This is a genomic window from Microbacterium testaceum (assembly GCF_003075375.1).
In the GTDB taxonomy this organism is placed as follows: Bacteria; Actinomycetota; Actinomycetes; order Actinomycetales; family Microbacteriaceae; genus Microbacterium; species Microbacterium testaceum_E.
In genome coordinates this window covers 88,595-112,913 of record NZ_QDFT01000005.1, presented here as the reverse complement: position 1 = coordinate 112,913, position 24,319 = coordinate 88,595, and the positions used below count along the sequence as shown (strand labels likewise).

The window sequence follows — 24,319 nt, the reverse complement described above, 5'->3', positions numbered from 1 at the left end:
GTGTGGTGGGTGCGGTGGTGATGCAGGAACGGTGCGGGCTCAGATGCCCTTGGGGGTGAGCAGGTCTTCGGCGACGCCGGCGATCCAGTCGATGAGCAGCGCGATGCAGGCGACCAGGACGGCGCCGGTGACGAGCACGGGATAGCGCTGGAGCTTGAGGCCGTTGACGATCATGTCGCCGAGGCCGCCGGCGTTGATGAAGGTGGCGATGGTCGCGACGCCGACGCAGAAAACGAGTGCGGTGCGCAGCCCCGCGAGGATCACGGGCACGGCGAGCGGCAGTTCGATGCGGGCGAGCACCTGCACGGGCGTCATGCCCATGCCGCGCGCAGACTCGCGGATCGCGCCGTCGACCTGCTCGATGCCGATCATGGTGTTGCGCAGCACGGGCAGGAACGCGTAGATCACGAGGGCCACGAGCGCGGTGGTGTACCCGGTCTGCCACACGATGGCGAGCAGGATCACCACACCCACGGCGGGGGTGGCCTGCCCGATGTTGGCCAGAGCCAGCACGATCGCCTTGACGGTCCGCGAGGGGGTCTTCGCCAGCAGGATGCCGACGGGGATCGCCAGCACGGCCACGAGCGCCGACGCCGCCACCGTGAGGCTGAGGTGCTCGCCGATGCGCAGCAACAGGTAGTCGGCGTTGAGGGTGCGCTGCTCGATCGAGTCGAGCGGCAGCGACGAGACCCAGAGGTACAGGGCGAGGAGGAGTGCGACGACCACCGCGGGGGTGACGAAGCGCTTCCACAGGCGGCGTCCGCCGCGCCGGCGCCGTGTGGCCGCCAGTCGCGCGGCGCCGATGCTCTGCGTCTCGGTGGTGACGGTGGTCATCGCGCGCCGCCCGGGCGGGAGATGTCGGCGACCTCGACGCCGAGGGCGGCCGAGATGCGCTCCATGGAGAGCGAACCGAGCGCCCGTCCGTCGCGATCGACGACGGCGATCGTCGGCGAACCGTTGACCACGAGCAGGTCGAGGGCGTCGCGCAGGTTGTCGGCGACCGAGACGGCGACGGCTCCGGCATCCGTCATCGGGCCGAGGGGGGCCTCGCCGACGGGGATCAGGGCGAGACGCTTGAGGGCCGCGCCGTGGCCGATGAACGAACGGACGTAGTCGTTGGCCGGGGCCGCGAGGATCGCGGCGGGCGTGTCGAACTGCTCGATGCGGCTGCGCTCGGACAGCACCGCGATGCGGTCTCCGAGGCGGATGGCCTCGTCGAAGTCGTGGGTGACGAAGATGATGGTCTTGCCGATCGACTCCTGCAGCCGTAGAAACTCCGCCTGCAGGCGCTCCCGGGTGATGGGGTCGGTCGCGCCGAAGGGCTCGTCCATGAGCATGACGGGCGGATCGGCCGCGAGGGCGCGTGCGACACCGACGCGCTGCTGCTGGCCGCCCGAGAGCTGCCGCGGGTAGCGCTGGGCGAAGTCTCCGCTCAACTGCACGGTCTCGAGCAGCTCCTCGACGCGGTCGGCGGTGCGCTTCTTGGACCAGCCGAGGAGCTTGGGGACGACGGCGATGTTCTCGCCGATCGTCATGTGCGGGAAGAGGCCGATCTGCTGGATGACGTAGCCGATGTGACGGCGCAGCTCGTTGGGATCGAGCGAGAGCACGTCGCGCCCGTCGATCGAGATCGTGCCCGAGGTGGGCTCGATGATGCGGTTGATCATCTTCATCGTGGTGGTCTTGCCGCACCCCGAGGGGCCGACGAACATGATGAGCTCGCCCGGCTCGACGGTCATGGAGAAGGCGTCGACCGCCGGGGTGGGCTGACCGGGGTAGACCTTGGTCACGTTCTCGAGGCGGATGCCGACCCCCGAGGAGTCGCCCGCGGCGGCCGGTCGGGAAGTGGTGGTGGTGTCAGACACGGAGCCCCCTTGAGGTGGTGACGCGGGTGATGAAGACGAAGGCGGCATCCAGGAGCAGGGCCAGGACGATGACGCCGAGCGTTCCGGTGAGCGCGAAGTTGAGGGCGTTGCGCGAACCGAGCGACGACAGGCCCATGAAGATGAACTGGCCGAGCCCGGGACCCGCCACGTAGGCGGCGATCGCGGCGATGCCCACGGTGAGCTGCGCGGCGACGCGGACGCCGGTGAGGATGATCGGCCAGGCGATCGGCAGCTGCACCGACAGCAGGATGCGCGCGGGCGACATGCCCATGCCCTTGGCGGATTCCATGATCGCGGGGGGGACTTCGCGCAGTCCCACCACGGTGTTGCGCACGATCGGCAGCAGCGAATAGAACACGAGCGAGAACACCGTGGGCGTCCAGCCGAGGCCGAGGACGGGCGTCAGCAGGGCCAGCAGGGCGAGCGACGGGATGGTCAGGGCGACGCCGGCGGCGGCAATCGTGACCGATCGCGAGACCGGACGGTTCCATACGGCGATGCCGATCGCGATGCCGATCACGGCGGCGATGGCGATGCTCAGCACGACGACGGCGACGTGCTGGAGCACGAGTTCGGCGATGTCGTCGCTGCGGCGGCCCCAGAAGGTGAGGAGTCCGCCGAGGTCGAAGTCGGACATGCGTCGCACTCCTCTCCTCATCGAGATGGGCCGCGGTTCACGGCTGCGGCTGACTGTACGGCTGGGGGGTTCTTATCCTCAACCGTTGTTGTTCATATGGCAATTACCGCGATCCGGAGGTGATCGCCTCGAAGCCCACGGCCCGCGAAAGATCCTTGGCACTGGATGCCACGAAGCGGGCGAGGGCGTCCAGGCGATCGCCGATGCGGGTCTTGGGAGCGCTGACGTTCAGCGCGGCGACGATGCGACCCGTGAAATCCCGCACCGGGGCGCTCGCGCCGACGACGCCGAGTTCGAGCTCCTCGTCGAGCAGCGCGTACCCGTTCGCCCGGATGCGGGCGAGCTCGGCGCGCAGGCTGTCGAGGTCGGAGACCACCTGCCGGTCGGCGGGCGGGCTCGGCAGCACCGAGAATCCCGCCGCGTGCGGGGGCACCGGTCCCACGATCGCCTGGTCCTGACCGTGCTCGGCGTACCAGCGGGTGAGGGAGTCGTCGTCCCAGTCGCTGAGCAGCACGCGACCCGAGGGGGTCCGCCACGCGGCGGTGGTGATGCCCTCCCACCCGGTGGTGCGGAACTCGTGCGGGCTCAGCTCGCTCGCGATGGTGAGCACGTTGCCGCCGCGCAGCACGCACAGGTGCGTCGTCTCGCGGGCGCGCTGGGCGACCCGGCGCAGGATCGGCTGGGACTCGCGGGTGAGCGTGCTCTCGACCGTCAGGGCGGCCAGGGCGTACAGGCGCGCCCCCAGTCGATACGCCAGCGTGTTGTCGTCGCGGTCCACGAGGCCGGCGTCGCCCAGGGTCGCGAGGGTGCGCGAGACGACGGCCTTGTCGCGGCCGGTGATCTGCGCGACCCTCGACACACCCAGGCCGCCGGCCGCGACCGCCTCTGCGGATCCGAGGATCTCGAGGATCTCGACATCGCGGGCCAGGCCCGAGGAGTTGCGACGCGGGGTTGCCGTGGGATCTGTCATGGACCGGAACCCTACCCAGTTGCCATATTCACATCAAGGGATGCTCACACGGCATCCTGGCTCTATCGTGGCCGTGCGGTCGCCACTGGCGGGCTCGAAGACGAGAGCCGCAGGAGCGCACCGCCCCCGATCCACGATCTCAAGGACTGGTCCCGTGACGAAGCGCACACTCACCGTCGGATTCATCGGCCTGGGCAGCATGGGCAGCGGAATGACCCGCAACCTCCAGGCATCCGGCTTCCCCCTGGTCGTCACCGACGTCCGCCCCGAGGCGGCGGCCGACGCCGTCGCGCGCGGCGCCGTCTGGGTCGACACCGCCGCAGAGGTGGCATCCCGCGCCGACCTGGTCATCACGATGCTGCCCACCCCCCGGCACGTCGACCAGGTGCTGCGCGGGCCGGACGGCCTGCTCGACGCCCTCCCGTCGGGCGGTACCTGGGTCGACATGTCGACCTCGGTTCCCGAGGTCGCCGAGCGTGCCCGCGCCGACCGTCCCGACCTGCGCGTGCTCGACGCCCCGGTCAGCGGGATGTCGGTGGGCGCCGCCAACGGCACGCTGCAGATCTTCATCGGCGGCGAGGCCGACGACGTCGAGCGTCTCCGCGAGGTGTTCGAGGCCATGGGCGAGCCCGAGCGGATCCTGCACGTCGGCGGGCACGGTGCCGGCTACGCGGTCAAGCTCATGATCAACCAGCTGTGGTTCTCGCACCTCATCGCCACGGCTGAGGTGCTCTCGGTGGGCGTCAAGGCCGGCGTCGACCTCGAGGTGCTGCGCCGCGCCCTGGTCGCCAGCCCCGCCAACAGCAACTTCGTCGAGTACGACGTGCTGTCGATCCTCGACCACGGCGACTACGACGAGGGCTTCGCCCTCGCCCTCGCCTGCAAGGACCTCGGTCTGTCGTCCGACCTGGCCCGTTCGGTCGGGATGCCGTACGAGCTGTCGGGCCTCGTCGACCAGCAGTTCCGCCGGGCCAAGGCCATGTACGGCGAGCGCGCCGGCGAGATGACGCCCTTCCGCCTGTACGAGGACCTGCTCGGCGAGCCGCTGCGCCGCGCCCGGGCCGCCGCGGAGGTCTCGCGATGACCGACGAACGCGCCTTCGTCGACGCGCTGCCCACCGACCTCTTCATCGACGGCGCCTGGCGCCCGGCATCCACCGGGGACCGCTTCGACGTGATCGACCCCTCTACGGGCGACACGCTCGCCACGGTCGCCGACGCGAGCGTCGCCGACGGAGACGCGGCCCTGGCCGCCGCCCATCGCGCGCAGGAGTCGTGGGGGCGCACCGCTCCGCGCGAGCGCGCCGAGATCCTGCGTCGGGCTTTCGAGATCGTCACCGCGCGCGCCGAGGACTTCGCACTCGCCATGACGCTCGAGATGGGCAAGCCCCTCGCCGAGGCGCGGGGCGAGGTCGCCTACGGCGCCGAGTTCCTCCGCTGGTTCAGCGAAGAGGCGCCGCGCATCTCGGGTCGGTACGCCGTCGCCCCCGATGGCCGCAACCGCCTGCTGGTGGTGCAGCGCCCGGTGGGCCCGTGCCTGTTCATCACGCCGTGGAACTTCCCCCTCGCGATGGCCACGCGCAAGATCGCCCCCGCGATCGCGGCCGGGTGCACCATGGTGCTCAAGCCCGCCGCGCTCACGCCCCTCACCGCCCTGCTGCTGACCGAGGTGCTGCGCGAGGCGGGGCTGCCGGACGGCGTGCTCAACGTCATCCCCACCACCCACGCCGGCGCCGTCACCGCCCCGCTCGTGCAGGATCCGCGCCTGCGCAAGCTGTCGTTCACCGGCTCCACCGGCGTCGGGCAGCGCCTGATCGCCGACTCGGCCGCGCAGGTCCTGCGCGTCTCGATGGAGCTCGGCGGCAACGCGCCCTTCCTCGTCTTCGAGGACGCGGACCTGGATGCCGCCGTCGACGGCGCCGTGCTGGCGAAGATGCGCAACGGCGGCGAGGCGTGCGTCGCCGCGAACCGCTTCCTCGTGCACGAGTCGGTGGCCGAGGAGTTCACCGAGCGCTTCGCGGCACGTATCGGCGCCTTCGTGCCCGCGCGCGGCACCGACCCGTCGTCGACGGTGGGACCCCTGGTCGACGCCGCCACGCGGGACAAGGTCGCCTCGCTCGTCGAGGGGGCGGTCGCCCAGGGTGCCCGCGTCGCCGTCGGCGGCAGCGCGATCCCCGGACCGGGATACTTCTACCAGCCGACCGTCCTGGTCGACGTGCCGGCCGACGCCGACATCCTGCGCGAGGAGATCTTCGGCCCCGTCGCCCCGATCCTCACCTTCCGCGACGAGGACGAGGCCGTCCGCCTCGCCAACGACACCGAGTTCGGCCTGGTCTGCTTCGCCTACACGCGCGACCTGGACCGGGGCCTGCGCCTGGCCGAGCGCCTCGAAACGGGGATGCTGGGTCTGAACGCCGGCGTCGTGTCGAACCCCGCCGCGCCTTTCGGCGGTGTCAAGCAATCGGGCCTGGGCCGCGAGGGCGGAGCCGAGGGCATCCACGAATACCTCGAGACCGTCTACGTCGGCATCGCCGACCCCTTCGCCTCCCGGAGCGCCTGACCGCATGGACATCACCGACTTCTCCACCGACTTCTTCTCTCTCGCCGGTCGCACCGCGATCGTCACGGGCGGCAACGGCGGACTCGGCCGTGCGTTCTCGGTCGCGCTCGCCGCGGCCGGGGCGAACGTGTTCGTCCCCTCGCTCGCCGACGACGACGGCGAGACGGCGCGGCTGATCGAGGCGCGCGGGCGGGAGTACGCGTTCGTGCAGTCCGACATCACGGCCGCCGGCGAGCCCGAGCGGGTCGTCCGGGCGTGCGTCGAGCGCTTCGGCGGGGTCGACGTGCTCGTCAACTCGGCGGGCATCAACCTGCTCAGCGAGGACGTCGTCGCGTTCGACCGCGCCAAATGGGACCCGATGATCGCGGTCAACCTCACCGCGGCCTTCGACTTCGCCCGCGCCGCGGCCAAGGTCATGATTCCGAACCGCCGCGGCAAGATCATCAACATCGCCTCGCTGTTCTCGTTCCTCGGCGGGCGTCAGTCGCCCGCGTATGCGGCATCCAAGGCGGGCATCGTCGGGTTCACCAAGGCGTACGCCGACGAACTGGGCGGATTCGGCATCCAGGTCAACGCGGTCGCGCCCGGGTATTTCGCGACGGCGCTCACCGAGAAGACCCGATCGGATGCCGTGGCCAACGCCCGCATCGTCGACCACGTCCCCGCGGGACGGTGGGGCGACCCCGCCGACCTCATGGGCGCGGTCGTGTTCCTCGCCAGCCGCGCCAGCGACTACGTCACCGGGCACACGCTCGTCGTCGACGGCGGCTACCTGCTGCGCTGACCCGATTCCCCACCGATCCAGGAAGACCGACATGGCCGATTCCCGTTCCCCGTTGACCCGTTCCGACATCGCCGCCCGGCTGACCGACCTGCTCGGGGCCGAGGCCGTCGACACCCGCGAGGCCGAGCTGCGCGACGCCAGCGTCGACCGCTTCAAGAAGTACTCCGCCGTGCACGGCATCTTCGACGGACCGTTCCCCGCCGCGATCGTGTACCCGCGTTCGACCGACGAGGTCTCGCGGGTGCTGCGCTTCGCCGACGACAACCGCATCGCCGTGGTGCCGCGCACCGGCCGCACCGCGACCGAGGGCGGCCTCGAGACGGTGATCGCCGACACGATCGTGCTCGACGGATCGCGGATGGACGGCATCCTGAACGTCGACACCGTCGACATGATGGTCACCGTCCAGTGCGGCGCCGGGCTGCAGCGCGTCGAGGACGAGCTCCGCGCGCAGGGGTACACGACCGGTCACTCCCCGCAGTCCAAGCCGCTCGCGCAGTACGGCGGTCTGGTCGCCACGCGCTCGATCGGGCAGTTCTCGACCCTCTACGGCGGGATCGAGGACATGGTCGTCGGGCTCGAGGCCGTGCTCGCCGACGGCACCGTGACCCGCATCAAGAACGTGCCGCGTCGCGCCGCCGGTCCCGACATCCGCCACCTGATCATCGGCAACGAGGGCGCGATGGCGTTCGTGACCGAGGTGACCGTCAAGATCTGGCCCTACACGCCCGAGAACAACCGCTTCTTCGGCTTCGTCACCGAGGACTTCGGTGCGGGCATCGAGCTGCTGCGCGAGCTGGTGACCCAGGGCTACCGCCCCTCGGTCGCGCGCGTGTACTCGCCCGAGGACGCGCGCCAGCACTTCGCGCACTTCCACGACGGCAAGAGCGTCGTCGTGCTGGTCGCCGAGGGGCCCCGCCGTCTCGCCGAGGCGACCGCCGAGGCCATCGCGGAAGCCGCCGAGGGCAAGCCCCTCGAGCGCGTCGACGACGCCCTCATCGAGCGGTGGTTCGACAACCTCAACTGGGGCCAGGACAAGATCGACCGCGAGAAGCGCGAGATGCTCGAGAAGGCCCACCTCGGCTACACCACCGAGGTCTCGGTGGACTGGTCGCGCGTGGTCGAGCTGTACGAGTCGGTGATGGACCGCGTGCGGCGCGAGTTCCCCCGCGCCGCCGACTTGACCATGCTCGGCGCGCACTCCTCGCACAGCTACCAGACCGGCACGAACCTGTACTTCGTGTACGACTACGACATCCGGTGCGATCCCCGGGATGAGATCACCGAGTACCACGAGCCGCTCAACGCCATCGTCGTCGAAGAGGCGCTGCGCCTGGGCGGGTCGATGGTGCACCACCACGGCATCGGAAAGTACCGCACCGCCTGGACCGACGAGGAGCACGGCAGCGCCGTGGTGCTGCTGGAGCGCATGAAGGCCGCGCTCGACCCGAACGGCATCATGAACCCCGGCACGATCTTCGCCCTGGGGCGCTGATGCCGGTCGTCGTCGCGATCGACAACGGCTCGCAGTCGACGAAGGTGCTCGTCGTCGACGAGACGGGTCGTGTCCGGGCGCAGGCGCGCGTGGGGCTGCGACCCTACGCGACGCCCGCCCCCGGGCGCAGCGTCCACCCCGACGACGACGTGTGGGACTCGATCGTGCGCGCGTGCCGCCGGGCGATGGAGCGCTTCGACGGTGACCCCGCCGAGATCGTCGGCATCGGTCTCTGCACGATCCGCTTCTGCCGCGCCCTGCTGCGCGCCGACGGCACGCTCGCCGAACCGCTGCTGAGCTGGATGGACGAGCGGGTCGCGCGCCCGCACGTCGCCGCGCCCGACGTGGCGCACGTGACGACCTCGTCGGGGTACATCGCGCACCGTCTCACCGGTGCGTTCCGCGACGCCGCCGGCAACTATCAGGGCGTGTGGCCGATCGACCAGGGCTCGTGGCGGTGGTCCTCGGACCCGGATGCCACGGCTGCCACCGGCATGGATCCCTCGCTGTTGAGCGAGCTCGTGGACCCGGGCGCCGAGCTCGGCCGCGTGAGCGCGGAGGCGTCGTCGGCGACCGGCCTGCCCGCCGGCGTGCCGGTGTTCGCGACGTCGAACGACAAGGCCGTCGAGGCGCTCGGGGCGGGCCTGGCCTCGTCCGAGGACGTGCTGCTGTCGTTCGGCACGTACATCGCGGCGATGACCGTGGCCGATGCCCCCGGTGGGGGAGATGCGCACTGGGTCAATTTCGGCTCGCGGCCCGGGCAGTATCTCGCCGAGTCGACCGGCATCCGTCGGGGCATGTGGACCGTGAGCTGGTTGCGCGACCTGCTGCACCCGGTCGCCCCCGACGACGACATCTACGCGTTCGACCGCAGTCTCGGCATCGAGGCCGAGGGCGTCGCGCCCGGGTGCGACGGGGTCGCGGCGGTGCTGGACTGGCTCGCTCCCGGCGACGAGCCGAACCGTCGAGGGGCCTTCGTCGGCTTCTCGGGCGCCCAGGGCCGCGGGCACCTGTACCGCGCCGTTCTCGAGGCGATCGCGTTCACGATGGCCGACCACATCGACGACATGGAGCGCGAGCGCGGCGTCACCGCGCGGGGCGTGATCGTGACCGGGGGCGGGGCGCAGTCCGCACTGCTCGTGCAGATCGTCGCCGACGTGCTCGGACGCCCCGTGCGACGGGCCCTCGTCGATGACGCCGCGGGGATCGGCGCCGCGATCTGCGCGGCCGTCGGCGCGGGCGTCTTCCCGGACTGGGATGCCGCCGTGGCCGCCCTGTCCGGCACCGGCGCGCCCGTGCTGCCCGGCCCCGCCGCCGAGACCTATCGCGCCCTGCGACCCTGGCACCGCGGCATCCGTTCCCGCGTTGCGGAGCTGTCGGACTGGATGGTGGCCGCCCGCGGGTGAGCGCGCGCTCGGCGGCGGGCGCCCGGCGCCCCGCCGCCCATTGCCGACCCCCGGGTGCCGCGCTAAACTTGAGTCAACGCAACTCAAGTTAGCGAACAGACGTCCGGGAGGCCCCATGAACGCCACGCAACAGCCGGGGCAGGAGGACGCGCGCAGCGCCCTCGAGCAGTTCGGCATCAACCTCACCGACCGCGCCCGCCAGGGCAAGCTCGACCCCGTCATCGGCCGCGACGGCGAGATCCGACGCGTGTCTCAAGTGCTCACCCGCCGCACCAAGAACAACCCCGTCCTCATCGGCGAGCCCGGCGTCGGAAAGACCGCCGTCGTCGAGGGGCTCGCCCAGCGCATCGTCGCGGGCGACGTCGCCGAGAGCCTCAAGAACAAAGAGCTCGTCGCGCTCGACATCTCGGCGCTGGTCGCCGGCGCCATGTACCGCGGCCAGTTCGAGGAGCGGCTCAAGAGCGTCCTCAAAGAGATCACCGAGTCCGACGGGCGCATCATCACGTTCATCGACGAACTGCACGTGCTCATGGGCGCGGGCGGCGGCGAGGGCTCGGTCGCCGCGTCCAACATGCTCAAGCCGATGCTCGCCCGCGGCGAGCTGCGGCTCATCGGCGCGACCACGCTCGACGAGTACCGCGAGTTCATCGAGAAGGATGCCGCCCTCGAGCGGCGTTTCCAGCAGGTGTACGTCGGCGAGCCCACCGTCGAGGACACCGTCGCGATCCTCCGCGGCCTCAAGGAGCGCTACGAGGCGCACCACAAGGTCGCCATCGCGGACGCGGCGCTCGTGGCGGCGGCATCCCTCTCCAACCGGTACATCCCGGCGCGTCAGCTGCCCGACAAGGCCATCGACCTCATCGACGAGGCGGCATCGCGCCTGCGCATGGAGATCGACTCCGCACCCCTCGAGATCGACGAGCTGCGCCGGCACGTCGACCGGCTCAAGCTCGAGGAGCTCGCGCTGAAGAAAGAGAAGGATGCCGCCTCCAAGGAGCGGCTCGCGACGCTGCGCGAGACGCTGGCCGGCGAGCAGGCCAAGCTCGACGAACTGCAGGCCCGGTGGGAGCGCGAGCGTGCCTCGCTCAACCGCGTCGGCGACCTGAAGACCCGCCTGGACGCCGCACGCGTCGACGCCGAACGGGCCCAGCGCGAGGGCAACCTCGAGCGCGCATCCCGATTGCTCTACGCCGAGATCCCGGCCCTCGAGCGCGAGCTGATGACCGCGGAGCGCGAGGAGCCCGCGGGCGACCGCATGGTCAACGACCAGGTCACCGACGAGGACATCGCGGCCGTCATCGCCGCGTGGACCGGCATCCCCGTGGGGCGCCTGCTGCAGGGCGAGACCGAGAAGCTCCTGCACCTCGAGCGCGAGCTCGGCAAGCGCCTGATCGGACAGAGGGATGCCGTCAAGGCGGTGTCCGACGCGGTGCGCCGCTCGCGTGCGGGCATCAGCGACCCCCACCGGCCGGTCGGGTCGTTCCTGTTCCTCGGTCCCACCGGTGTCGGCAAGACCGAGCTGGCGAAGTCGCTCGCCGACTTCCTGTTCGACGACGAGCACGCCATGGTGCGCATCGACATGTCGGAGTACGGCGAGAAGCACTCCGTCTCGCGACTGGTCGGTGCCCCTCCGGGGTACATCGGGTACGAGCAGGGCGGCCAGCTGACCGAGGCCGTCCGCCGTCGGCCGTACTCGGTGGTGCTGCTCGACGAGGTCGAGAAGGCCCATCCCGAGGTGTTCGACATCCTGCTGCAGGTCATGGACGACGGTCGCCTGACCGACGGTCAGGGGCGCACGGTCGACTTCACCAACGTCATCCTGATCCTGACGTCCAACCTCGGCTCGCCGATCCTCATCGATCCGACGCTGTCGATGGATGCCAAGCGCGACCAGGTGCAGGCGCTGGTGCGCCAGGCGTTCAAGCCCGAGTTCGTGAACCGTCTCGACGACATCGTCATCTTCCAGGCGCTCAGTCAGGACGACCTCGCCCAGATCGTCGAGCTCGCCGTCGACGCGCTCCACAAGCGGCTGCGCGAGCGCCGACTCACCCTCGCGGTGACCCCCGACGCCCGCTCGTGGCTCGCCGAACGCGGGTACGACCCGGTGTACGGAGCGCGCCCGCTGCGTCGGCTCATCCAGACCGAGGTGCAGAACCGCCTCGCGATGGCGATCCTGGCCGGCACGGTGCACGACGGCGACGTGGTGCGGGTCGACGTGGCCAGCGACGGCGAGTCGCTCGTGCTCGCCAGCGACGGCCCGGCCGCGCCCGACGACGACCTCGACGACGTGATCGACGCCGAGATCGTCGAGTGACGACGGGGGATGCCGCGCCGGGGCGTGGCATCCCTCCCCTCGGACCCGCCGGTTACCCTGGCCGCATGACGATCGCGACCGCCGACCTGTACGACGAGCGCGGCGACGCGCTGGATTCCCTCTCGCTGCAGCTGATCGACGTCGGCGGGCGGGTCGCGTTCGACGGCCCGATCCGCACGGTGCGCTGCCATCGCGACAACGCGCTGGTCAAGCAGCTGTTGGCGACGCCGGGCGAGGGGGCGGTCCTGGTCGTCGACGGCGGGGGGTCGCTCGAGTCGGCGCTGGTGGGGGACATGATCGCCGCGTCGGCCGTGCAGAACGGCTGGGCGGGTGTCATCGTGAACGGCGCGGTGCGCGACCGCGACGCCATCGGAACGCTCGCCCTCGGCGTGAAGGCCCTCGGGACCAACCCGCGCAAGAGCGCCAAGGACGGCGTCGGCGAGGTCGACGTGCCCGTGACGATCGCGGGGGTCGTCTTCGCCCCCGGCCGGCACGTCTGGGCCGACTCCGACGGCGTGCTCGTGGAGCGCTGAGCGCCGGTCACGCGAAACGCCGTCCCCCGGCACCGCGGGCGGTGCGCCGGAGAACGGCGTTCGGGTGGGATGCCGGGACTCAGGCGTCGGCGAGCAGCGACTCCGCGACGGTGCGGCGTTCGCGCGGGGCGAGCTCGCGCTGGCGCAGGCCCTCTTCGGCGGCGTCGACGTCGCCGAGCGTGCCGACGGCGATGACCGCGACGGGGGTGAAGCGCGCCTCGACGTCGAAGGCCGCGCGCAGGGCCTCGGCCTCGAAGCCGCCCATCTGGTGGGTGGCGAGGCCCTCGGCGTGCGCCTGCACGGTGAAGTGCGCGGCGGCCTGACCGGCGTCGTACTGCGCCCACGCGCGGGCTTCGCCGTCGGCGGTCTCGGTCTCGGCGAGGATCACGACCAGTGCCCCGGCGGCGGGGGCCCAGGCCTGGTTGAAGCCCATGAGGGCGCCGACGAGACGCTCGTGCGCCTCGGTGCCGCGGCGGGCGACGATGAAGCGCCACGGCTGGTAGTTCATCGCCGAGGGAGCCCAGCGGGCGGCCTCGAGCGCGGAGCGCAGGGCGGCCTCGTCGATGGGGGTCTCGGGGTCGAAGACGCGGGTGCTCCAGCGCTCGGCGAGCACGTCGAGGATGGGCGCGTCGGTGCGGGCGGTGCGGTCGAGAACGAGGGACATGGGGACTCCTGAGGACGGATGACAGTGCCGGGACGCCATTGACCCGCATCAGTCAACGCCTCGGCAGGCTGCTGTGTTCCCGGATGACGCCCTGCGTCGTCTTCGGTCCCGCGTCGGGATCGTGCACAACGGCGGGTGGATGCCATGACATGCCGCGGTCAGGGGCGGTGGAGCGGCGTGTCGGCCCGAGTTCCCGCCGTTGTGCCCAGGCAAAGGCCCTGCAAACGGCCCGGCGGGGCCGAGCACGGGGCGGAGGAACGAGACCCGGTCAGTCGGTCCAGGATGCCGGGCCGGCGGTTCCGGCGGGGTACTCGTCGAGCGGCACCTCGTTCGCGCGCCACGCGTCGATGACCGGTTGCACGATGCGCCAGCACTGTTCGGCGGCGTCGCCGCGCACGGCCAGCATGGCGTCACCGTCGAGGATGCCCGACAGCACCTCGCCGTAGGCCTTGAGCGCCCCGTCGCCGAGGTCGGCGGCGAGGGTCACCCGCTCGAGCTCGAGCGGGTCGTCGGCGCCGTTGACGTTGAGACCGAGGCTCATGGTGTCGGGGCCGAGCGAGAACACCAGCACGGACGGCTCGCTCTCACCGAGGAAGCCGCCGGGCAGATGCCGTACCGGCTTGAACGTCACCGTGACGGCTCGGTCCGACGAGCGCAGCGCCTTGCCCGACCGCAGCGTGATGGGCACCCCCTGCCAGCGCGTGTTGCGCACCTCGACCGTCATCTCGGCGAGCGTCTCGGTGCCGCGCGCCTCGTCGACGCCCGGCTCGTCGACGTACGACGAGAAGTGGCGCTCGCCGACGTCCCCGGCGGTGTACCGGGCGCGGCGGGAGTTGTGCACGGGATCATCGCCGAGCACGTGCGTGGCGCGAAGGACCGCCGAGGTCGCGTCGCGCAGGTCGAGCTGGTTGAGGGATGCCGGCGGCTCCATCGTGACGAAGGCCATGACCTGGAGCAGGTGGCTCTGGATCATGTCCACCAGCGCGCCGGCGCCGTCGTAGTATCCGGCGCGGCCCTCGAGGCCGAGGGGCTCGGGGTAGTCGATGAGGATCGAGGCGATGTCGTCCGCCGACCAGACGCTCTCGAACGGGCGGTTGGCGAAACGTGCCCCGAGCAGGTTGAGCACGGTCGACCGTCCGAGGAAGTGGTCGATGCGGAACACCTGATCTTCGGGCACGAGTTTCGCGAGCTGCTGGTTGAGCCGGTGGGCGCTGGCCTCGTCGGTGCCGAACGGCTTCTCGAGGGCGAGGACGGTGCCCTCGGGAATTTTTACGTCGCTGAGCGCGAGACACGATTTCTCGGCCACGGCCGGGGGGACGGCGAAGTACAGCGCGGGTCGTCCCTCGGCGTCGTCGAGCAGCTTCTGCAGGTCGGCGGGCTTCGTGATGTCGGCGCGCGAGTAGGTGGTCTCGGACACCGCGGCGAAGGCCTCGTCGGCATCCGTGGTCGAAAAGGACTTCTTCACCACCTCGCGCCAGTGCTCGTCGGTCCAGTCCTCCATGCCGGCACCGTGCAGACGCACCGAACGACCGGATTCGCGCGTGAGCAGCTGGCCGAGGGCCGGCAGCAGCAAGCGAGACGTGAGGTCGCCCGAGGCGCCCAGGATGATGAGGGTGGTGTCCGCGGCCATGCGGCCACCGTAGCGCTCCGCTCCGACACCGGTTCGCGGCTTGCAGCGGGTGCAGGGATGCCACTAACGGGATGCCCGGTGACGATGTCGGTCCCACCTGCCATGATCCGAGGGTGACCACTCCGATCGAGGACTACGCGGTCCTCAGCAACTGCCGCTCCGCCGCTCTGGTCTCCACCGCGGGCAGCGTCGACTGGCTGTGCCTGCCGCGTTACGACAGCGGCTCGATGTTCGGGGCGCTGCTGGGCGACGAGTCCCACGGTTCGTGGTCGCTGCGGCCGGACGATCCCGACGCGCGCGCCACCCGCCGTTACGACGGCGACACGTTCGTACTGGTGACCCGGTGGGAGACCGCCACCGGCGTCGCCGACGTCTACGACGCCATGCCGATCGACGAGGGCGTCGAGGCGCTCGTGCGCCGGGTCGTGGGGGTGTCGGGCGCCGTCGACTTCGTGAGCGAGGTGCGGCTGCGATTCGACTACGCCCGCGCCGTGCCGTGGGTGCGCCAGGTGGGCCATGGCGACGCCCACGCGATCCTGGCGGTGGCGGGTCCGGATGCCGTGGTGCTGCGCGGACCGCGTCTGATCGCCGTCGACACGGCGCACCGGGGTCGGTGGACGACCCAGGCCGGTCGCGCCGTCGACTCGGTGCTGGCGTGGGGGCCGTCCTGGAAGGAGGCCCCCGCGGCGTTCGACGTCGAGGCGGCCCTCGAACGCACGCGCGAGTGGTGGGCGGCGTGGGCCGACCGGGTGCAGGCGACCGGCGACCACGCCGCGCTCGTCACGCGCTCCCTGATGGTGCTGCGGGCGCTGACCCACTCCGAGACGGGCGGCATCGTCGCGGCCGCCACGACCTCGCTCCCCGAGGCGTTCGGCGGGTCGCGCAATTGGGACTACCGGTACGTGTGGCTGCGCGACGCCGCCCTCACGCTGAGCGCCTACATCGAGCACGGCTACCTCGACGCCGCCCACCGCTGGCGCAACTGGTTGCTGCGCGCGATCGCGGGCGACCCGGCCGACGTGCAGATCATGTACGGCATCGCGGGCGAGCGCGACCTGCCCGAGCGCGAGATCACGAGCCTGCCCGGTTACGGCGGGGCCGCGCCCGTGCGCATCGGCAACGGCGCGGTCGATCAGTACCAGGCCGACGTGATCGGCGAGGTGATGGTCGCGCTCGAGGCCGCGCGCGACGCGGGCGTCGAAGAGACGACATTCTCGTGGTCGCTGCAGCGCGCGCTGCTCGACCAGCTCGCCGCGTGGGTGGACCGCCCCGACCTGGGTATCTGGGAGATGCGCGGCGACCCGCACTTCTTCACCCACTCTCGGGCGATGGTGTGGGCGGCGTTCGATCGCGGCATCCGGGCCGTCGAACACGGCGGCCACGAGGGCGAGGTCGACACCTGGCGGGCGCTGCGCGACCGCGTGCGGGCGCAGATCGACGAGCGCGGCGTGCACGCGGGCGGATGGTTCACCCAGCACTTCGAGACGGACGAGGTCGACGCCTCGCTCCTCGTGCTGCCGCAGGTCGGGTTCTGCGCGTACGACGACCCGCGCATGCTCGCCACCGTCGCGCGGATGGAGCAGACCCTCATGCCCGACGGGTGGCTGCTGCGTTACCGCACCACCGGGGTCGACGGCCTCAGCGGCGACGAGCACCCGTTCCTCGTGTGCTCGTTCTGGCTGGTGGGGCAGTACGCGCACAGCGGTCGGCGCGAAGAGGCGACGGCGCTCATGCATCGCCTGACGGCGGTCGTGAACGACCTGGGCCTGCTGTCCGAGGAGTACGACCCCACCCGTGGACGCCAGGCGGGCAACACCCCCCAGGCCCTCTCGCACCTGGCCCTGGTGGGAGCCGCCGACGCCCTGCGCAGGACCGCTCCCGACCCGACATGACACGAGGGCCCGCGGGGGATCCGCGCGGTTCTAGAGTCATGGCATGGACGAAGACGCCGAGCTGAACCGCCTCCGCGAGCGGATCTACGGCGTCGACGGGGCGAGCGCCTCGGCCGCCGAGATCGCCCGGCTGCGCGAGCTCGAGGAGCGTCAGCGCGGGGGCGGTCGTGCGGCGCCCGCGGCCGAGCAGCAGGCTGTTGGGGGACGGGATGCCGTCGACCGGCCCGGTGACGACGCCGCGGCCCCGGTGCCGGACGACGGGTCCCCGGGCCCCGCACCCGCCCGGCGTGCCGTGCGCTGGACGCTGACCGCCCTCGGCGCCGCCGCGCTCGTGGGGATCGGGATCGCGATCGGCTCCAGCCTCGCGCCCACCCCGGCGGCCTCGGCCGATCCGGCCGCGGCGGAGCTGCCCGAACTCACGTTCCCGCAGACCGTCGAGGACGTCATCTCGGCGGACATCCTGCGCGACAGCGGCATCGACCCCGCCAGCACGCGCTACATCGCGACGGTCAGCGACTTCCGCATCTACCTCGCCGTTCCCGACGACGGCGACGGGCGCTGCATCGCCACCTTCACCTCGGCCGACAACCGGCCCTGGTCGGCCGGGTGCGTCAGCGGCGCCCAGGAGGGGGCCGCGGTGTTCGGCGTCGACGACTCCCTCACCGTCGCGATCGGCACCGCCTCGCCGTCGACGGTCACCGGTATCCCCATCCGCCTGTCCGACAGCGTGACGGCGTACGTGGCCCGCTGAGGACGACGAAGCGGATGAATGCCGAGCCCGTGGCATCCATCCGCTCCTCACCTCCCCGACGCTCAGCCGCGCAGAGCCTCGGCGAGCTTGACGCGGGCGCCCATCCGCAGCAGCGAGTTGCGGTAGATGCGCGCGGCGACCGCGATCGCGGCGACGCACGAGGCCAGCAGCACCAGCAGCGACAGCACCGGCTCCCACCACTGCGCGTCGCCCAGGTACATGCGCAGCGGCATCCCGACGGGCGCCGAAAACGGCACGTACGACATGATCGTCAGCACCACGGGGTTGTCGTTGAAGAAGATGACCAGGAAGTACGGCGCCATCACCAGCATGGTGATCGGCGTCGTGGTCGCCCCGATGTCCTCCTGCCGCGAGACCATCGCCGCGGCCGCGGCGAACAGCGAGGCCAGCAGCACGAAACCGAACAGGAAGAAGATCGCGAACCACGCGATCGGCGCGCCCAGGGTGTCGAGCACCCCGGTCTGTCCCGTGACGGCCAGACCTACGACCGCCACCGCGGCGAGCAGCACGATCTGCGCCATGGCCAGCACGGTGTTGCCGAGCACCTTGCCCGCCAGCAGCACCCGCACCGGGATCGCCGAGATGAGGATCTCGACCACGCGCGTCTGCTTCTCTTCGACCACGCTCTGGGCGATGGTCCCGCCGAAGGTCGACGCGGCGATGAGGAACACCAGCCCGAAACCGAGCGCGATGAGGTAGCGCAGGGCATCGGCCGCTCCCGCGCCGGGGTCGAGCATCTGCACCGGCGGGGTCTCGCTGAGCAGCTGCAGCAGGGCGGGTGGGACGCTGTCCTTCACGACGACGGTGTAGGCGAAGGCCGCGTCGGACGACCCGGCGACCAGGGCGGCATCCACCGTTCCGTCTTCGACGAGGGCGCGCGCGGTGTCGTCGCTGTCGGCGGTCGTGAGGTCGAGACCGTCGAGGCCCGATACGGCGGACTGCGTCTGCGACGTGACGGCGACCGGGATGCCCTCGCCCGAGGAATCGTTCGCGGCGAACCCGCCCCACACGACCGAGGCGAGGGCGGCGAGGATGAGGATCGCGGTCGAGATGACGAACGCCTTGCTGCGCAGCTTGGAGCCGATCTCGCGCTCGGCGACGAGCCAGATGCCCTGCAGTTCGCCCGGTGCGCGGCGCGCGGCAGGGGGAGTGGGGCGGGTGGGGGTCGAGGTGCTCACTGGATGACCTCCTTGAAGATCTCGGCCAGGGTCGGACGCTGGGGGGCGAAGCTGGCGACGTCGCCGCGCTCGACGGCGCCGCGCAGCACGCGCTGGGCGGTGGTGTCGTCGGCGGCGTCGAAGAGGGCGTAACCGCCGTCGAAATCGAGCACGCTCACGCCGGGCTCGTCGCGCAGCCAGCCCGCGTCGGCGCGGGACACGAGCTCGTAGCGGTGGGTGGCGTGCTGAGCGCGCAGTTCGTCACGGGTGCCCGCGGCGCGGACCGTGCCGCCCGCGATGATCACCAGGTCATCGCACAGGCGCTCGACGACGTCGAGCTGGTGCGACGAGAACAGCACGGCGGCTCCCCGCGCCGCCTTCTCCTGCAGGACGCCGGCGACGACGTCGACCGCGAGCGGGTCGAGGCCCGAGAACGGCTCGTCGAGGATGAGCACGTCGGGTTCGTGGACGAGGGATGCCGCGATCTGGGCGCGCTGCTGGTTGCCGAGCGAGAGCGTCTCGACCAGGTCGCCGAGGCGCTCGCCGAGTCCGAGCCGCTCGAGCAGCGCGGTGGCCTTCTTCGTCGCCTCGGCCTTGCCGAAACCGTGCAGGCGGGCCAGGTAGGCGATGTGCTCGGCGACCTTCATCTTGGGATACAGGCCGCGTTCCTCGGGCATGTATCCGAACCGGCGGCGGTCGGCGGCGGTCACCGCAGACCCGTCGAGCGCGACGGTTCCGGCGTCCTTCGCGAGGACGCCCAGCGCGATGCGCATGGTCGTGGTCTTGCCGGCGCCGTTGCCGCCGACGAAGCCGGTCAGCCGGCCCGGGGCCACCACGAACCCCACGTCGTCGAGCACGCGGCGTCCGCCGTAGCTCTTGGTGATGCCGTTCAGTTCGAGCACGATGCATCCCTTCTTGTCGTTGGTCCCACGCTAGGGACGCGACGGCCGGGGCGCCTCCGCCGCGGGGCGGGTGGTCGCTCCCCCGCGGGGTGGAGTCGTCGTCCTGCCGGACTCGCCTCGATCGGTGAGCGCGTCGACGGAGCCGCCCCGGCTCACGCCAAGCCGTGCCGGTGCGCGAGCACGACGGCCTGCACGCGATCCCGCGCCCCGAGCTTCTGCAGCACGTTCGACACGTGCGTCTTGACGGTGGCCTCGCCGATGAACAGCCGCGCCGCGATCTCGCCGTTGCTCATGGCCTCGGCGACCAGACGCAGCACCTCGGCCTCGCGCTCGGTCAGCGGTTCGGCGACGGGAAGGGGAGGGGGCACGGATGCCACGGGTGCGGGCGCGGCGGAGGTGAACCGTTCGATCACGCGCCGGGTGACCTCGGGCGCGAGGAGCGCATCGCCCGCCCCCACGATGCGGACGGCCGAGACCAGTTCTTCGGGCCCGGCGTTCTTCAGCAGGAAGCCGCTCGCGCCGGCTGACAGCGCCGCGAAGAGGTAGTCGTCGCGGTCGAAGGTCGTCACGATCAGCACCGCGGCCTGCGACGCCGGGTCGGCGGTGAGGACGCGGGTCGCTTCGAGGCCGTCCATGTCGGGCATCTGCACGTCCATGCAGATGACGTCGGGGCGCAGGCGCGCGGCGGCCGAGAGCGCTTCGGCACCCGTCGCCGCCTCGCCCACGACGGTGATGTCGTCCTCGAGCGAGAGGATCGTGCGGAACCCGGCCCGCATCATCGCGTGGTCGTCGACGAGAAGGACGCGCAGCTCAGACACGGACGGCCTCCGCGGCGGTGAGGGGGACCCGCACCCGCACGAGGTAGCCCCCGCGGGTGCGCGGGCCGATCTCGATCGAGCCGCCCGACACGGCCGCGCGCTCGCGCATGCCGAGCTGCCCCAGACCGGGGGTCGACGATCCGCGGCGACCCGTGTTGGAGACCTCGAGCTCGACGGCATCCGGAGTGAACCGCAGACGCACGTCGGCGGTGGCGTCGGGGCCGGCATGTCGCCGGGCGTTGGTCAGGGCCTCTTGGGCGATGCGGTACAGGTTGATCTGCACGAGCGGGGGAGGGTCGAACGGCGGGTCGCCGATGACCGTGAAGGTCGTCGCGAGTCCCGCGGCGTCGGCCTCGTCGACGAGCGCGCGGATCGAGGTGAGTCCGTGCGTGGTGGGGGCGGTGTCGGGAGAGGAGTCCGCGCCCGGGGTGCGCAGCGTCTCGAGCAGCTGGCGCAGCTCGTGCAGCGAGGTGCGCGCGGAGCCCTCGATGCCGGTGAGCCCCTCGCGGGCGGCCTCGGGGTCGCGATCGAGCAGGGATCGGGCGACGCCGGCCTGCACGCCCATCAGCGAGACGTGGTGGGCGACGACGTCGTGCAGTTCGCGGGCGATGCGCACCCGATCCAGGGCGACCGCCTGCGCGGCCGTCACCTCGCGCTCGGCCTCGAGCTCGGCGGTGCGCTCCTCGAGGGCCGCGCGCTCGCGCATCTGCTGGTGGGAGCGGTCGCCGAAGTAGTACGCGCCGCCGAAGAAGAGCGCGTTCACGCCGATCATGAGCAGCTGGTAGGCGACGAAGGGAGAGAAGGCTCCCGCGCGCGAGAAGGCGCCCTCGAGCGAGGCGTCGACGGGCTGCGTGGCCTCTTGGAACATCACCACGAACAGCCACGCGAACATGCCGACGATGATGGCGACGCGCACGATCGTCGCGCGCCGGCGGTTCGGCTCCCACGCGCCGACGGTGTACAGCGCGATGAACATCGCGATGTTGCCGGCGTACAGCTCGGGGATGCGGAACGTCACCGCCAAGAAGTAGGCGATCGAGACCACCACCGCCGCCGTCGAGGGCCAGCGTCGCCGCACGGCGATGGGCAGGGCGAGCACCGCCACGTAGACCAGGGCGATCGCGAGCGAGCCCTGCTGGTCGCCGTAGAGCCCCGAGATCGACGACAGGACGGCGCTCAGCAGCCCGCCGAGGAACAGCACCAGCGCGAGCACCAGGTCGGCTCTCTGCTGGGAGGCGGTGGGCTTCGGCATCCCTCCACGCTAGGGGCGACCCCCGATACCCGCATCCCCCGCGCGACGGAGTCAACCCCCCGCGGAATAGGACGGGGGCAGCGACGCTTGCACGTGAATACATGCGGCGCGCAGCGCTCCGTCATCCCGGAAGGATCATCGTGACCGACTACACGATCGGCTACATCGTCGGCAGCATCTCCAGCACCTCGATCAACCGCGTCCTGGCGAAGGCGCTCGAGAAGGTGGCGCCCGAGGGCGTGACCCTCAAGGAGATCCCCATCAAGGACCTGCCGTTCTACTCGCCCGACCACGACGGGAACTTCCCCCAGGTCGCGCAGGACTTCAAGAAGGCGATCGAGGATGCCGACGGCATGATCATCGCGACCCCCGAGTACAGCCGCTCCATCCCCGGCGTGCTCAAGAACGCCCTCGACTGGTCGGCGCGCCCCTACGGCGAGGCGTCCTTCAACGACAAGCCCACCGCGGTCGTCGGCACCTCGCAGGGCGGCATCGCCACCGCCGCCGGTCAGCAGCACCTGCGCGCGGTGCTGCTGCACTACAACGCCCTGGTGCTCGGCCAGCCCGAGGGCTACATCCAGTCCACCCCCGGTCTGTTCGACGAGGACGGCACCGTGAACGACGAGGGCACCGCCGCGTTCCTGCGCTCGATCATCGAGGCGCTCGTGACGCTGATCGCGCGCACGGCACCCGCCGAGGTCCCCGCGGCCTGAGGCACGCGTTTCGCGGGGCCGGGGTCCGCCCCGGCCCCGCGATCGTGCGTCCGGCGACCGGATCTCGGAGAACGCGTCTGCGCTCGGAGCTTTCTGCGCGAATGCTCCGAGATACGCGCGTTTCTCCGAGAACCGTTCAGCCCAGGGCGGCGGCCTTCCGCCGGAGCAGCGCCGCCTCGCGCTCGTTCCGCGTGCGTTCGGCCGCGACGAGCAGCGCCGCACGGGCCTCGTCCGTGCGTCCGAGCCTCGACAGCAGCTCCCCGCGGACCGAGGGGAGGAGATGCGAGCCTCTCAACGCCCCGGCGTCCCGGAGTCGATCGACCATCGCGAGGGCCTCGAGGGGACCGGATGCCATCGACACGGCCACCGCGCGATTGAGCTCCACCACGGGACTCGGCGCCGCCCGCCCGAGCGCCTCGTACAGCAGCACGATGTGCTCCCAGTCGGTCGTCTCGACGCTCGTCGCCTCGGCGTGACAGCGTGCGATCGCGGCCTGCAGCTGGTACGGGCCGCGTCCGCGCGCGAGGGCGTCGGCCCGGTCGAGCAGCATCGACCCGCGGCTGATCGCCGAGCGGTCCCATCGGCGACGGTCCTGATCGGCGAGGAGCACGGCATCCCCGTCGGCGTTCACGCGAGCGGCGAAGCGCGAGGCCTGCAGCTCCATGAGCGCCGACAGGCCCAGAGCCTCGGGCTCCCGCGGGAGGAGCCTGTTCACCACGCGCCCCAGTCGGATGGCCTCGTGCGCGAGTTCGGTCCGCAGCACTACGTCGCCCCCGCTGGCGGAGTACCCCTCGGTGAAGATCAGGTAGACGACGCTCAGAACCGCGTCCCGCCGCGCGGCCCACTCGGTCGGCTCCGGCACCTCGAACGGCACGCGGGCGGCCGACAGCGCCTTCTTCGCCCGCACGATGCGCTGCTGCATCGTCGGCACCGAGACGAGGAACAGCCGCGCGATCGACTCGGTGTCGAGGCCGCCGACGACCTTCAACGTGAGGGCGACCTGAGCCTCCCGTCCCAGTGCAGGATGGCAGGCGGCGAAGACCAGGCGCAGCACGTCATCGTCGATCGGCTGCCAGTCGGCATCCACGATCTCGGTCAGGTCGGCGCCGATGAGCCGGTACTTGTCGTCGAGGTTCTGCGCGCGCCGCCACCCGTCGATCGCGCGCCGCTTGGCGACCGCGGTGAGCCACGCGCCGGGATTGTGGGGAACACCCTCGCGGGGCCACTGCACGAGGGCTTCGGCGACGGCATCCTGGGCGAGATCCTCGGCCGTCGCCAGATCGCCGACGATGCGCGCGAGCGTCGCGACGATGCGGGCGCCCTCGATGCGCCAGATCGCCGCGACGCGTCGCGAGAGGTCGCTGCTCACCCGAGGTCAGCGCGAGGCCTGCTCCTCGCGCCAGCCTTCTTCTTTGCGGATGTATTCGTTGTCGGCGAATGCGGCGAAGTCCGTCTCGTCGGTGACGCGACGCACCTCGAGCTTGTTGCCGGCGATGAGCGGCGCCCGCCGCGCCCACTCGATCGCCTCGTCGCGCGTCGACACCTCGATGATCCAGAAGCCGTTGAACAGCTCGTGCGTCTCGCCGTAGGGGCCGTCGGTGACGAGGGGCTCCTCGCCGCCGAACTCGACGACGAAGTTCTGGCTGCCGTCCTCGGCGAGTCCATCGCCCGCGACGAGCACCCCGGCCGTCATCATCGCCTCGTTGTAGGCGCCCATCTCGTTGATGATCTGCTCGAAGGGGAGCTTCTTGTACGCCGCGTACGCCTCGTCGGTGCCGCGCATGATCAGCATGAACTTCATCGTGGACTCTTCTCGTCGGTGCTCTGTCGAGCGATCTGAGGGGAGCGAATGCTTCCCCTACTATCGCGTCGAACGGCGGCGAGCGGAATCGACAGGGCGCCGGAGAAAAGTCTCGGGATGCCACCCGCCCGGCG

22 protein-coding genes are annotated in these 24,319 nt (G+C 71.4%); 10 read left to right on the top strand and 12 right to left on the bottom strand.

The features are described 5' to 3' along the window. Nucleotides 1–39: 39 nt before the first annotated feature. The 4 genes from DC432_RS03495 to DC432_RS03480 all read right to left on the bottom strand — a co-directional run bounded on the left by DC432_RS03495 (nucleotide 40) and on the right by DC432_RS03480 (nucleotide 3,493). Complete coding sequence (locus DC432_RS03495) at nucleotides 40–834, bottom strand: ABC transporter permease (RefSeq protein WP_116536699.1); 795 nt, start codon at nucleotides 832–834, stop codon at nucleotides 40–42. Next, nucleotides 831–1,865, bottom strand: a complete 1,035-nt coding sequence (locus tag DC432_RS03490) for an ABC transporter ATP-binding protein (protein WP_116536698.1) — start codon at nucleotides 1,863–1,865, stop codon at nucleotides 831–833. The genes DC432_RS03495 and DC432_RS03490 overlap by 4 nt, the downstream gene beginning before the upstream one ends. Continuing rightward, entirely contained in the window at nucleotides 1,858–2,523 is a 666-nt protein-coding gene (locus tag DC432_RS03485; RefSeq protein ID WP_116536697.1) for an ABC transporter permease, read from the bottom strand. Before DC432_RS03485 ends, DC432_RS03490 begins: the two co-directional genes overlap by 8 nt. A gap of 103 nt (nucleotides 2,524–2,626) precedes the next feature. Next, nucleotides 2,627–3,493: an IclR family transcriptional regulator gene (locus DC432_RS03480; RefSeq protein WP_116536696.1), complete on the bottom strand. Its 867-nt coding sequence runs from the start codon at nucleotides 3,491–3,493 to the stop codon at nucleotides 2,627–2,629. Between the two features lie 154 nt (nucleotides 3,494–3,647). Here DC432_RS03480 and DC432_RS03475 point away from each other — a divergent pair, with 154 nt between their 5' ends. From DC432_RS03475 to rraA, 7 genes are all read left to right on the top strand, one after another. After that, nucleotides 3,648–4,577 (top strand): NAD(P)-dependent oxidoreductase, encoded by a 930-nt coding sequence (locus DC432_RS03475; RefSeq protein WP_243393012.1) that lies wholly within the window; start codon nucleotides 3,648–3,650, stop codon nucleotides 4,575–4,577. Continuing rightward, on the top strand, nucleotides 4,574–6,052 hold the full coding sequence (locus tag DC432_RS03470) for an NAD-dependent succinate-semialdehyde dehydrogenase (protein WP_116536694.1): 1,479 nt from the start codon (nucleotides 4,574–4,576) through the stop codon (nucleotides 6,050–6,052). Before DC432_RS03475 ends, DC432_RS03470 begins: the two co-directional genes overlap by 4 nt. A 4-nt stretch (nucleotides 6,053–6,056) precedes the next feature. Further along, on the top strand, nucleotides 6,057–6,836 hold the full coding sequence (locus tag DC432_RS03465; protein WP_116536693.1) for an SDR family oxidoreductase: 780 nt from the start codon (nucleotides 6,057–6,059) through the stop codon (nucleotides 6,834–6,836). 31 nt (nucleotides 6,837–6,867) lie between these two features. Beyond that, the gene (locus DC432_RS03460; RefSeq protein ID WP_116536692.1) at nucleotides 6,868–8,331 is read left to right on the top strand and encodes an FAD-binding oxidoreductase; all 1,464 of its coding nucleotides are present in this window, start codon (nucleotides 6,868–6,870) and stop codon (nucleotides 8,329–8,331) included. Beyond that, nucleotides 8,331–9,737, top strand: a complete 1,407-nt coding sequence (locus DC432_RS03455; RefSeq protein WP_116536691.1) for an FGGY-family carbohydrate kinase — start codon at nucleotides 8,331–8,333, stop codon at nucleotides 9,735–9,737. Before DC432_RS03460 ends, DC432_RS03455 begins: the two co-directional genes overlap by 1 nt. A gap of 115 nt (nucleotides 9,738–9,852) precedes the next feature. Then, complete coding sequence (locus tag DC432_RS03450) at nucleotides 9,853–12,051, top strand: ATP-dependent Clp protease ATP-binding subunit (protein ID WP_116536690.1); 2,199 nt, start codon at nucleotides 9,853–9,855, stop codon at nucleotides 12,049–12,051. A gap of 65 nt (nucleotides 12,052–12,116) precedes the next feature. Next, on the top strand, nucleotides 12,117–12,584 hold the full coding sequence (gene rraA / locus DC432_RS03445; protein WP_116536689.1) for a ribonuclease E activity regulator RraA: 468 nt from the start codon (nucleotides 12,117–12,119) through the stop codon (nucleotides 12,582–12,584). A 79-nt stretch (nucleotides 12,585–12,663) separates the two neighbouring features. Here the strand turns inward: rraA and DC432_RS03440 are convergent, their stop codons facing one another. After that, nucleotides 12,664–13,248 carry a nitroreductase family protein gene (locus DC432_RS03440; RefSeq protein WP_116536688.1) on the bottom strand — a complete coding sequence of 195 codons (585 nt, stop codon included), beginning with the start codon at nucleotides 13,246–13,248 and terminating at the stop codon, nucleotides 12,664–12,666. A 268-nt stretch (nucleotides 13,249–13,516) separates the two neighbouring features. Beyond that, nucleotides 13,517–14,878 (bottom strand): glucose-6-phosphate dehydrogenase, encoded by a 1,362-nt coding sequence (locus DC432_RS03435; protein WP_116536687.1) that lies wholly within the window; start codon nucleotides 14,876–14,878, stop codon nucleotides 13,517–13,519. 113 nt (nucleotides 14,879–14,991) lie between these two features. On the opposite strand from DC432_RS03435, the gene DC432_RS03430 reads away from it, so the two are divergent. Together DC432_RS03430 and DC432_RS03425 are read left to right on the top strand one after the other, a co-directional pair. After that, nucleotides 14,992–16,770: a glycoside hydrolase family 15 protein gene (locus DC432_RS03430; protein WP_243393011.1), complete on the top strand. Its 1,779-nt coding sequence runs from the start codon at nucleotides 14,992–14,994 to the stop codon at nucleotides 16,768–16,770. A gap of 43 nt (nucleotides 16,771–16,813) precedes the next feature. Continuing rightward, a complete protein-coding gene (locus tag DC432_RS03425) occupies nucleotides 16,814–17,521 on the top strand; it encodes a hypothetical protein (RefSeq protein WP_116536685.1) in 708 nt (235 codons plus the stop codon). A 62-nt stretch (nucleotides 17,522–17,583) separates the two neighbouring features. Here DC432_RS03425 and DC432_RS03420 read toward each other — a convergent pair whose 3' ends face one another. The 4 genes from DC432_RS03420 to DC432_RS03405 all read right to left on the bottom strand — a co-directional run bounded on the left by DC432_RS03420 (nucleotide 17,584) and on the right by DC432_RS03405 (nucleotide 21,671). Next, nucleotides 17,584–18,720, bottom strand: coding sequence for an ABC transporter permease (locus DC432_RS03420; RefSeq protein WP_431739671.1), 1,137 nt, complete (start codon nucleotides 18,718–18,720; stop codon nucleotides 17,584–17,586). Further along, nucleotides 18,717–19,601, bottom strand: coding sequence for an ABC transporter ATP-binding protein (locus DC432_RS03415; RefSeq protein WP_116536684.1), 885 nt, complete (start codon nucleotides 19,599–19,601; stop codon nucleotides 18,717–18,719). Before DC432_RS03415 ends, DC432_RS03420 begins: the two co-directional genes overlap by 4 nt. 152 nt (nucleotides 19,602–19,753) lie before the next feature. Next, entirely contained in the window at nucleotides 19,754–20,419 is a 666-nt protein-coding gene (locus tag DC432_RS03410) for a response regulator (protein WP_116536683.1), read from the bottom strand. Further along, complete coding sequence (locus DC432_RS03405; protein WP_116536682.1) at nucleotides 20,412–21,671, bottom strand: sensor histidine kinase; 1,260 nt, start codon at nucleotides 21,669–21,671, stop codon at nucleotides 20,412–20,414. The genes DC432_RS03410 and DC432_RS03405 overlap by 8 nt, the downstream gene beginning before the upstream one ends. A 140-nt stretch (nucleotides 21,672–21,811) precedes the next feature. Here DC432_RS03405 and DC432_RS03400 point away from each other — a divergent pair, with 140 nt between their 5' ends. Continuing rightward, nucleotides 21,812–22,384 (top strand): NADPH-dependent FMN reductase, encoded by a 573-nt coding sequence (locus tag DC432_RS03400; protein WP_108320452.1) that lies wholly within the window; start codon nucleotides 21,812–21,814, stop codon nucleotides 22,382–22,384. 136 nt (nucleotides 22,385–22,520) lie between these two features. On the opposite strand, the gene DC432_RS03395 is transcribed toward DC432_RS03400, so the two are convergent. Together DC432_RS03395 and DC432_RS03390 are read right to left on the bottom strand one after the other, a co-directional pair. Further along, on the bottom strand, nucleotides 22,521–23,753 hold the full coding sequence (locus DC432_RS03395) for an RNA polymerase sigma factor (RefSeq protein WP_116536681.1): 1,233 nt from the start codon (nucleotides 23,751–23,753) through the stop codon (nucleotides 22,521–22,523). Nucleotides 23,754–23,759: 6 nt separating this feature from the next. Continuing rightward, a complete protein-coding gene (locus DC432_RS03390) occupies nucleotides 23,760–24,185 on the bottom strand; it encodes a YciI family protein (RefSeq protein ID WP_116536680.1) in 426 nt (141 codons plus the stop codon). Nucleotides 24,186–24,319: the final 134 nt, after the last annotated feature.

What these genes read in the sequence shown, in the direction of transcription:
- DC432_RS03485 (WP_116536697.1), bottom strand. Translation starts at nt 2,523, where the DNA reads ATGTCCGACTTCGACCTCGGCGGACTCCTCACCTTCTGGGGCCGCCGC.
- DC432_RS03390 (WP_116536680.1), bottom strand. Translation starts at nt 24,185, where the DNA reads ATGAAGTTCATGCTGATCATGCGCGGCACCGACGAGGCGTACGCGGCG.
- DC432_RS03440 (WP_116536688.1), bottom strand. Translation starts at nt 13,248, where the DNA reads ATGTCCCTCGTTCTCGACCGCACCGCCCGCACCGACGCGCCCATCCTC.
- DC432_RS03465 (WP_116536693.1), top strand. Translation starts at nt 6,057, where the DNA reads ATGGACATCACCGACTTCTCCACCGACTTCTTCTCTCTCGCCGGTCGC.
- DC432_RS03480 (WP_116536696.1), bottom strand. Translation starts at nt 3,493, where the DNA reads ATGACAGATCCCACGGCAACCCCGCGTCGCAACTCCTCGGGCCTGGCC.
- DC432_RS03450 (WP_116536690.1), top strand. Translation starts at nt 9,853, where the DNA reads ATGAACGCCACGCAACAGCCGGGGCAGGAGGACGCGCGCAGCGCCCTC.
- DC432_RS03455 (WP_116536691.1), top strand. Translation starts at nt 8,331, where the DNA reads ATGCCGGTCGTCGTCGCGATCGACAACGGCTCGCAGTCGACGAAGGTG.
- DC432_RS03405 (WP_116536682.1), bottom strand. Translation starts at nt 21,671, where the DNA reads ATGCCGAAGCCCACCGCCTCCCAGCAGAGAGCCGACCTGGTGCTCGCG.
- DC432_RS03495 (WP_116536699.1), bottom strand. Translation starts at nt 834, where the DNA reads ATGACCACCGTCACCACCGAGACGCAGAGCATCGGCGCCGCGCGACTG.
- DC432_RS03425 (WP_116536685.1), top strand. Translation starts at nt 16,814, where the DNA reads ATGGACGAAGACGCCGAGCTGAACCGCCTCCGCGAGCGGATCTACGGC.
- DC432_RS03470 (WP_116536694.1), top strand. Translation starts at nt 4,574, where the DNA reads ATGACCGACGAACGCGCCTTCGTCGACGCGCTGCCCACCGACCTCTTC.
- DC432_RS03435 (WP_116536687.1), bottom strand. Translation starts at nt 14,878, where the DNA reads ATGGCCGCGGACACCACCCTCATCATCCTGGGCGCCTCGGGCGACCTC.
- DC432_RS03460 (WP_116536692.1), top strand. Translation starts at nt 6,868, where the DNA reads ATGGCCGATTCCCGTTCCCCGTTGACCCGTTCCGACATCGCCGCCCGG.
- rraA (WP_116536689.1), top strand. Translation starts at nt 12,117, where the DNA reads ATGACGATCGCGACCGCCGACCTGTACGACGAGCGCGGCGACGCGCTG.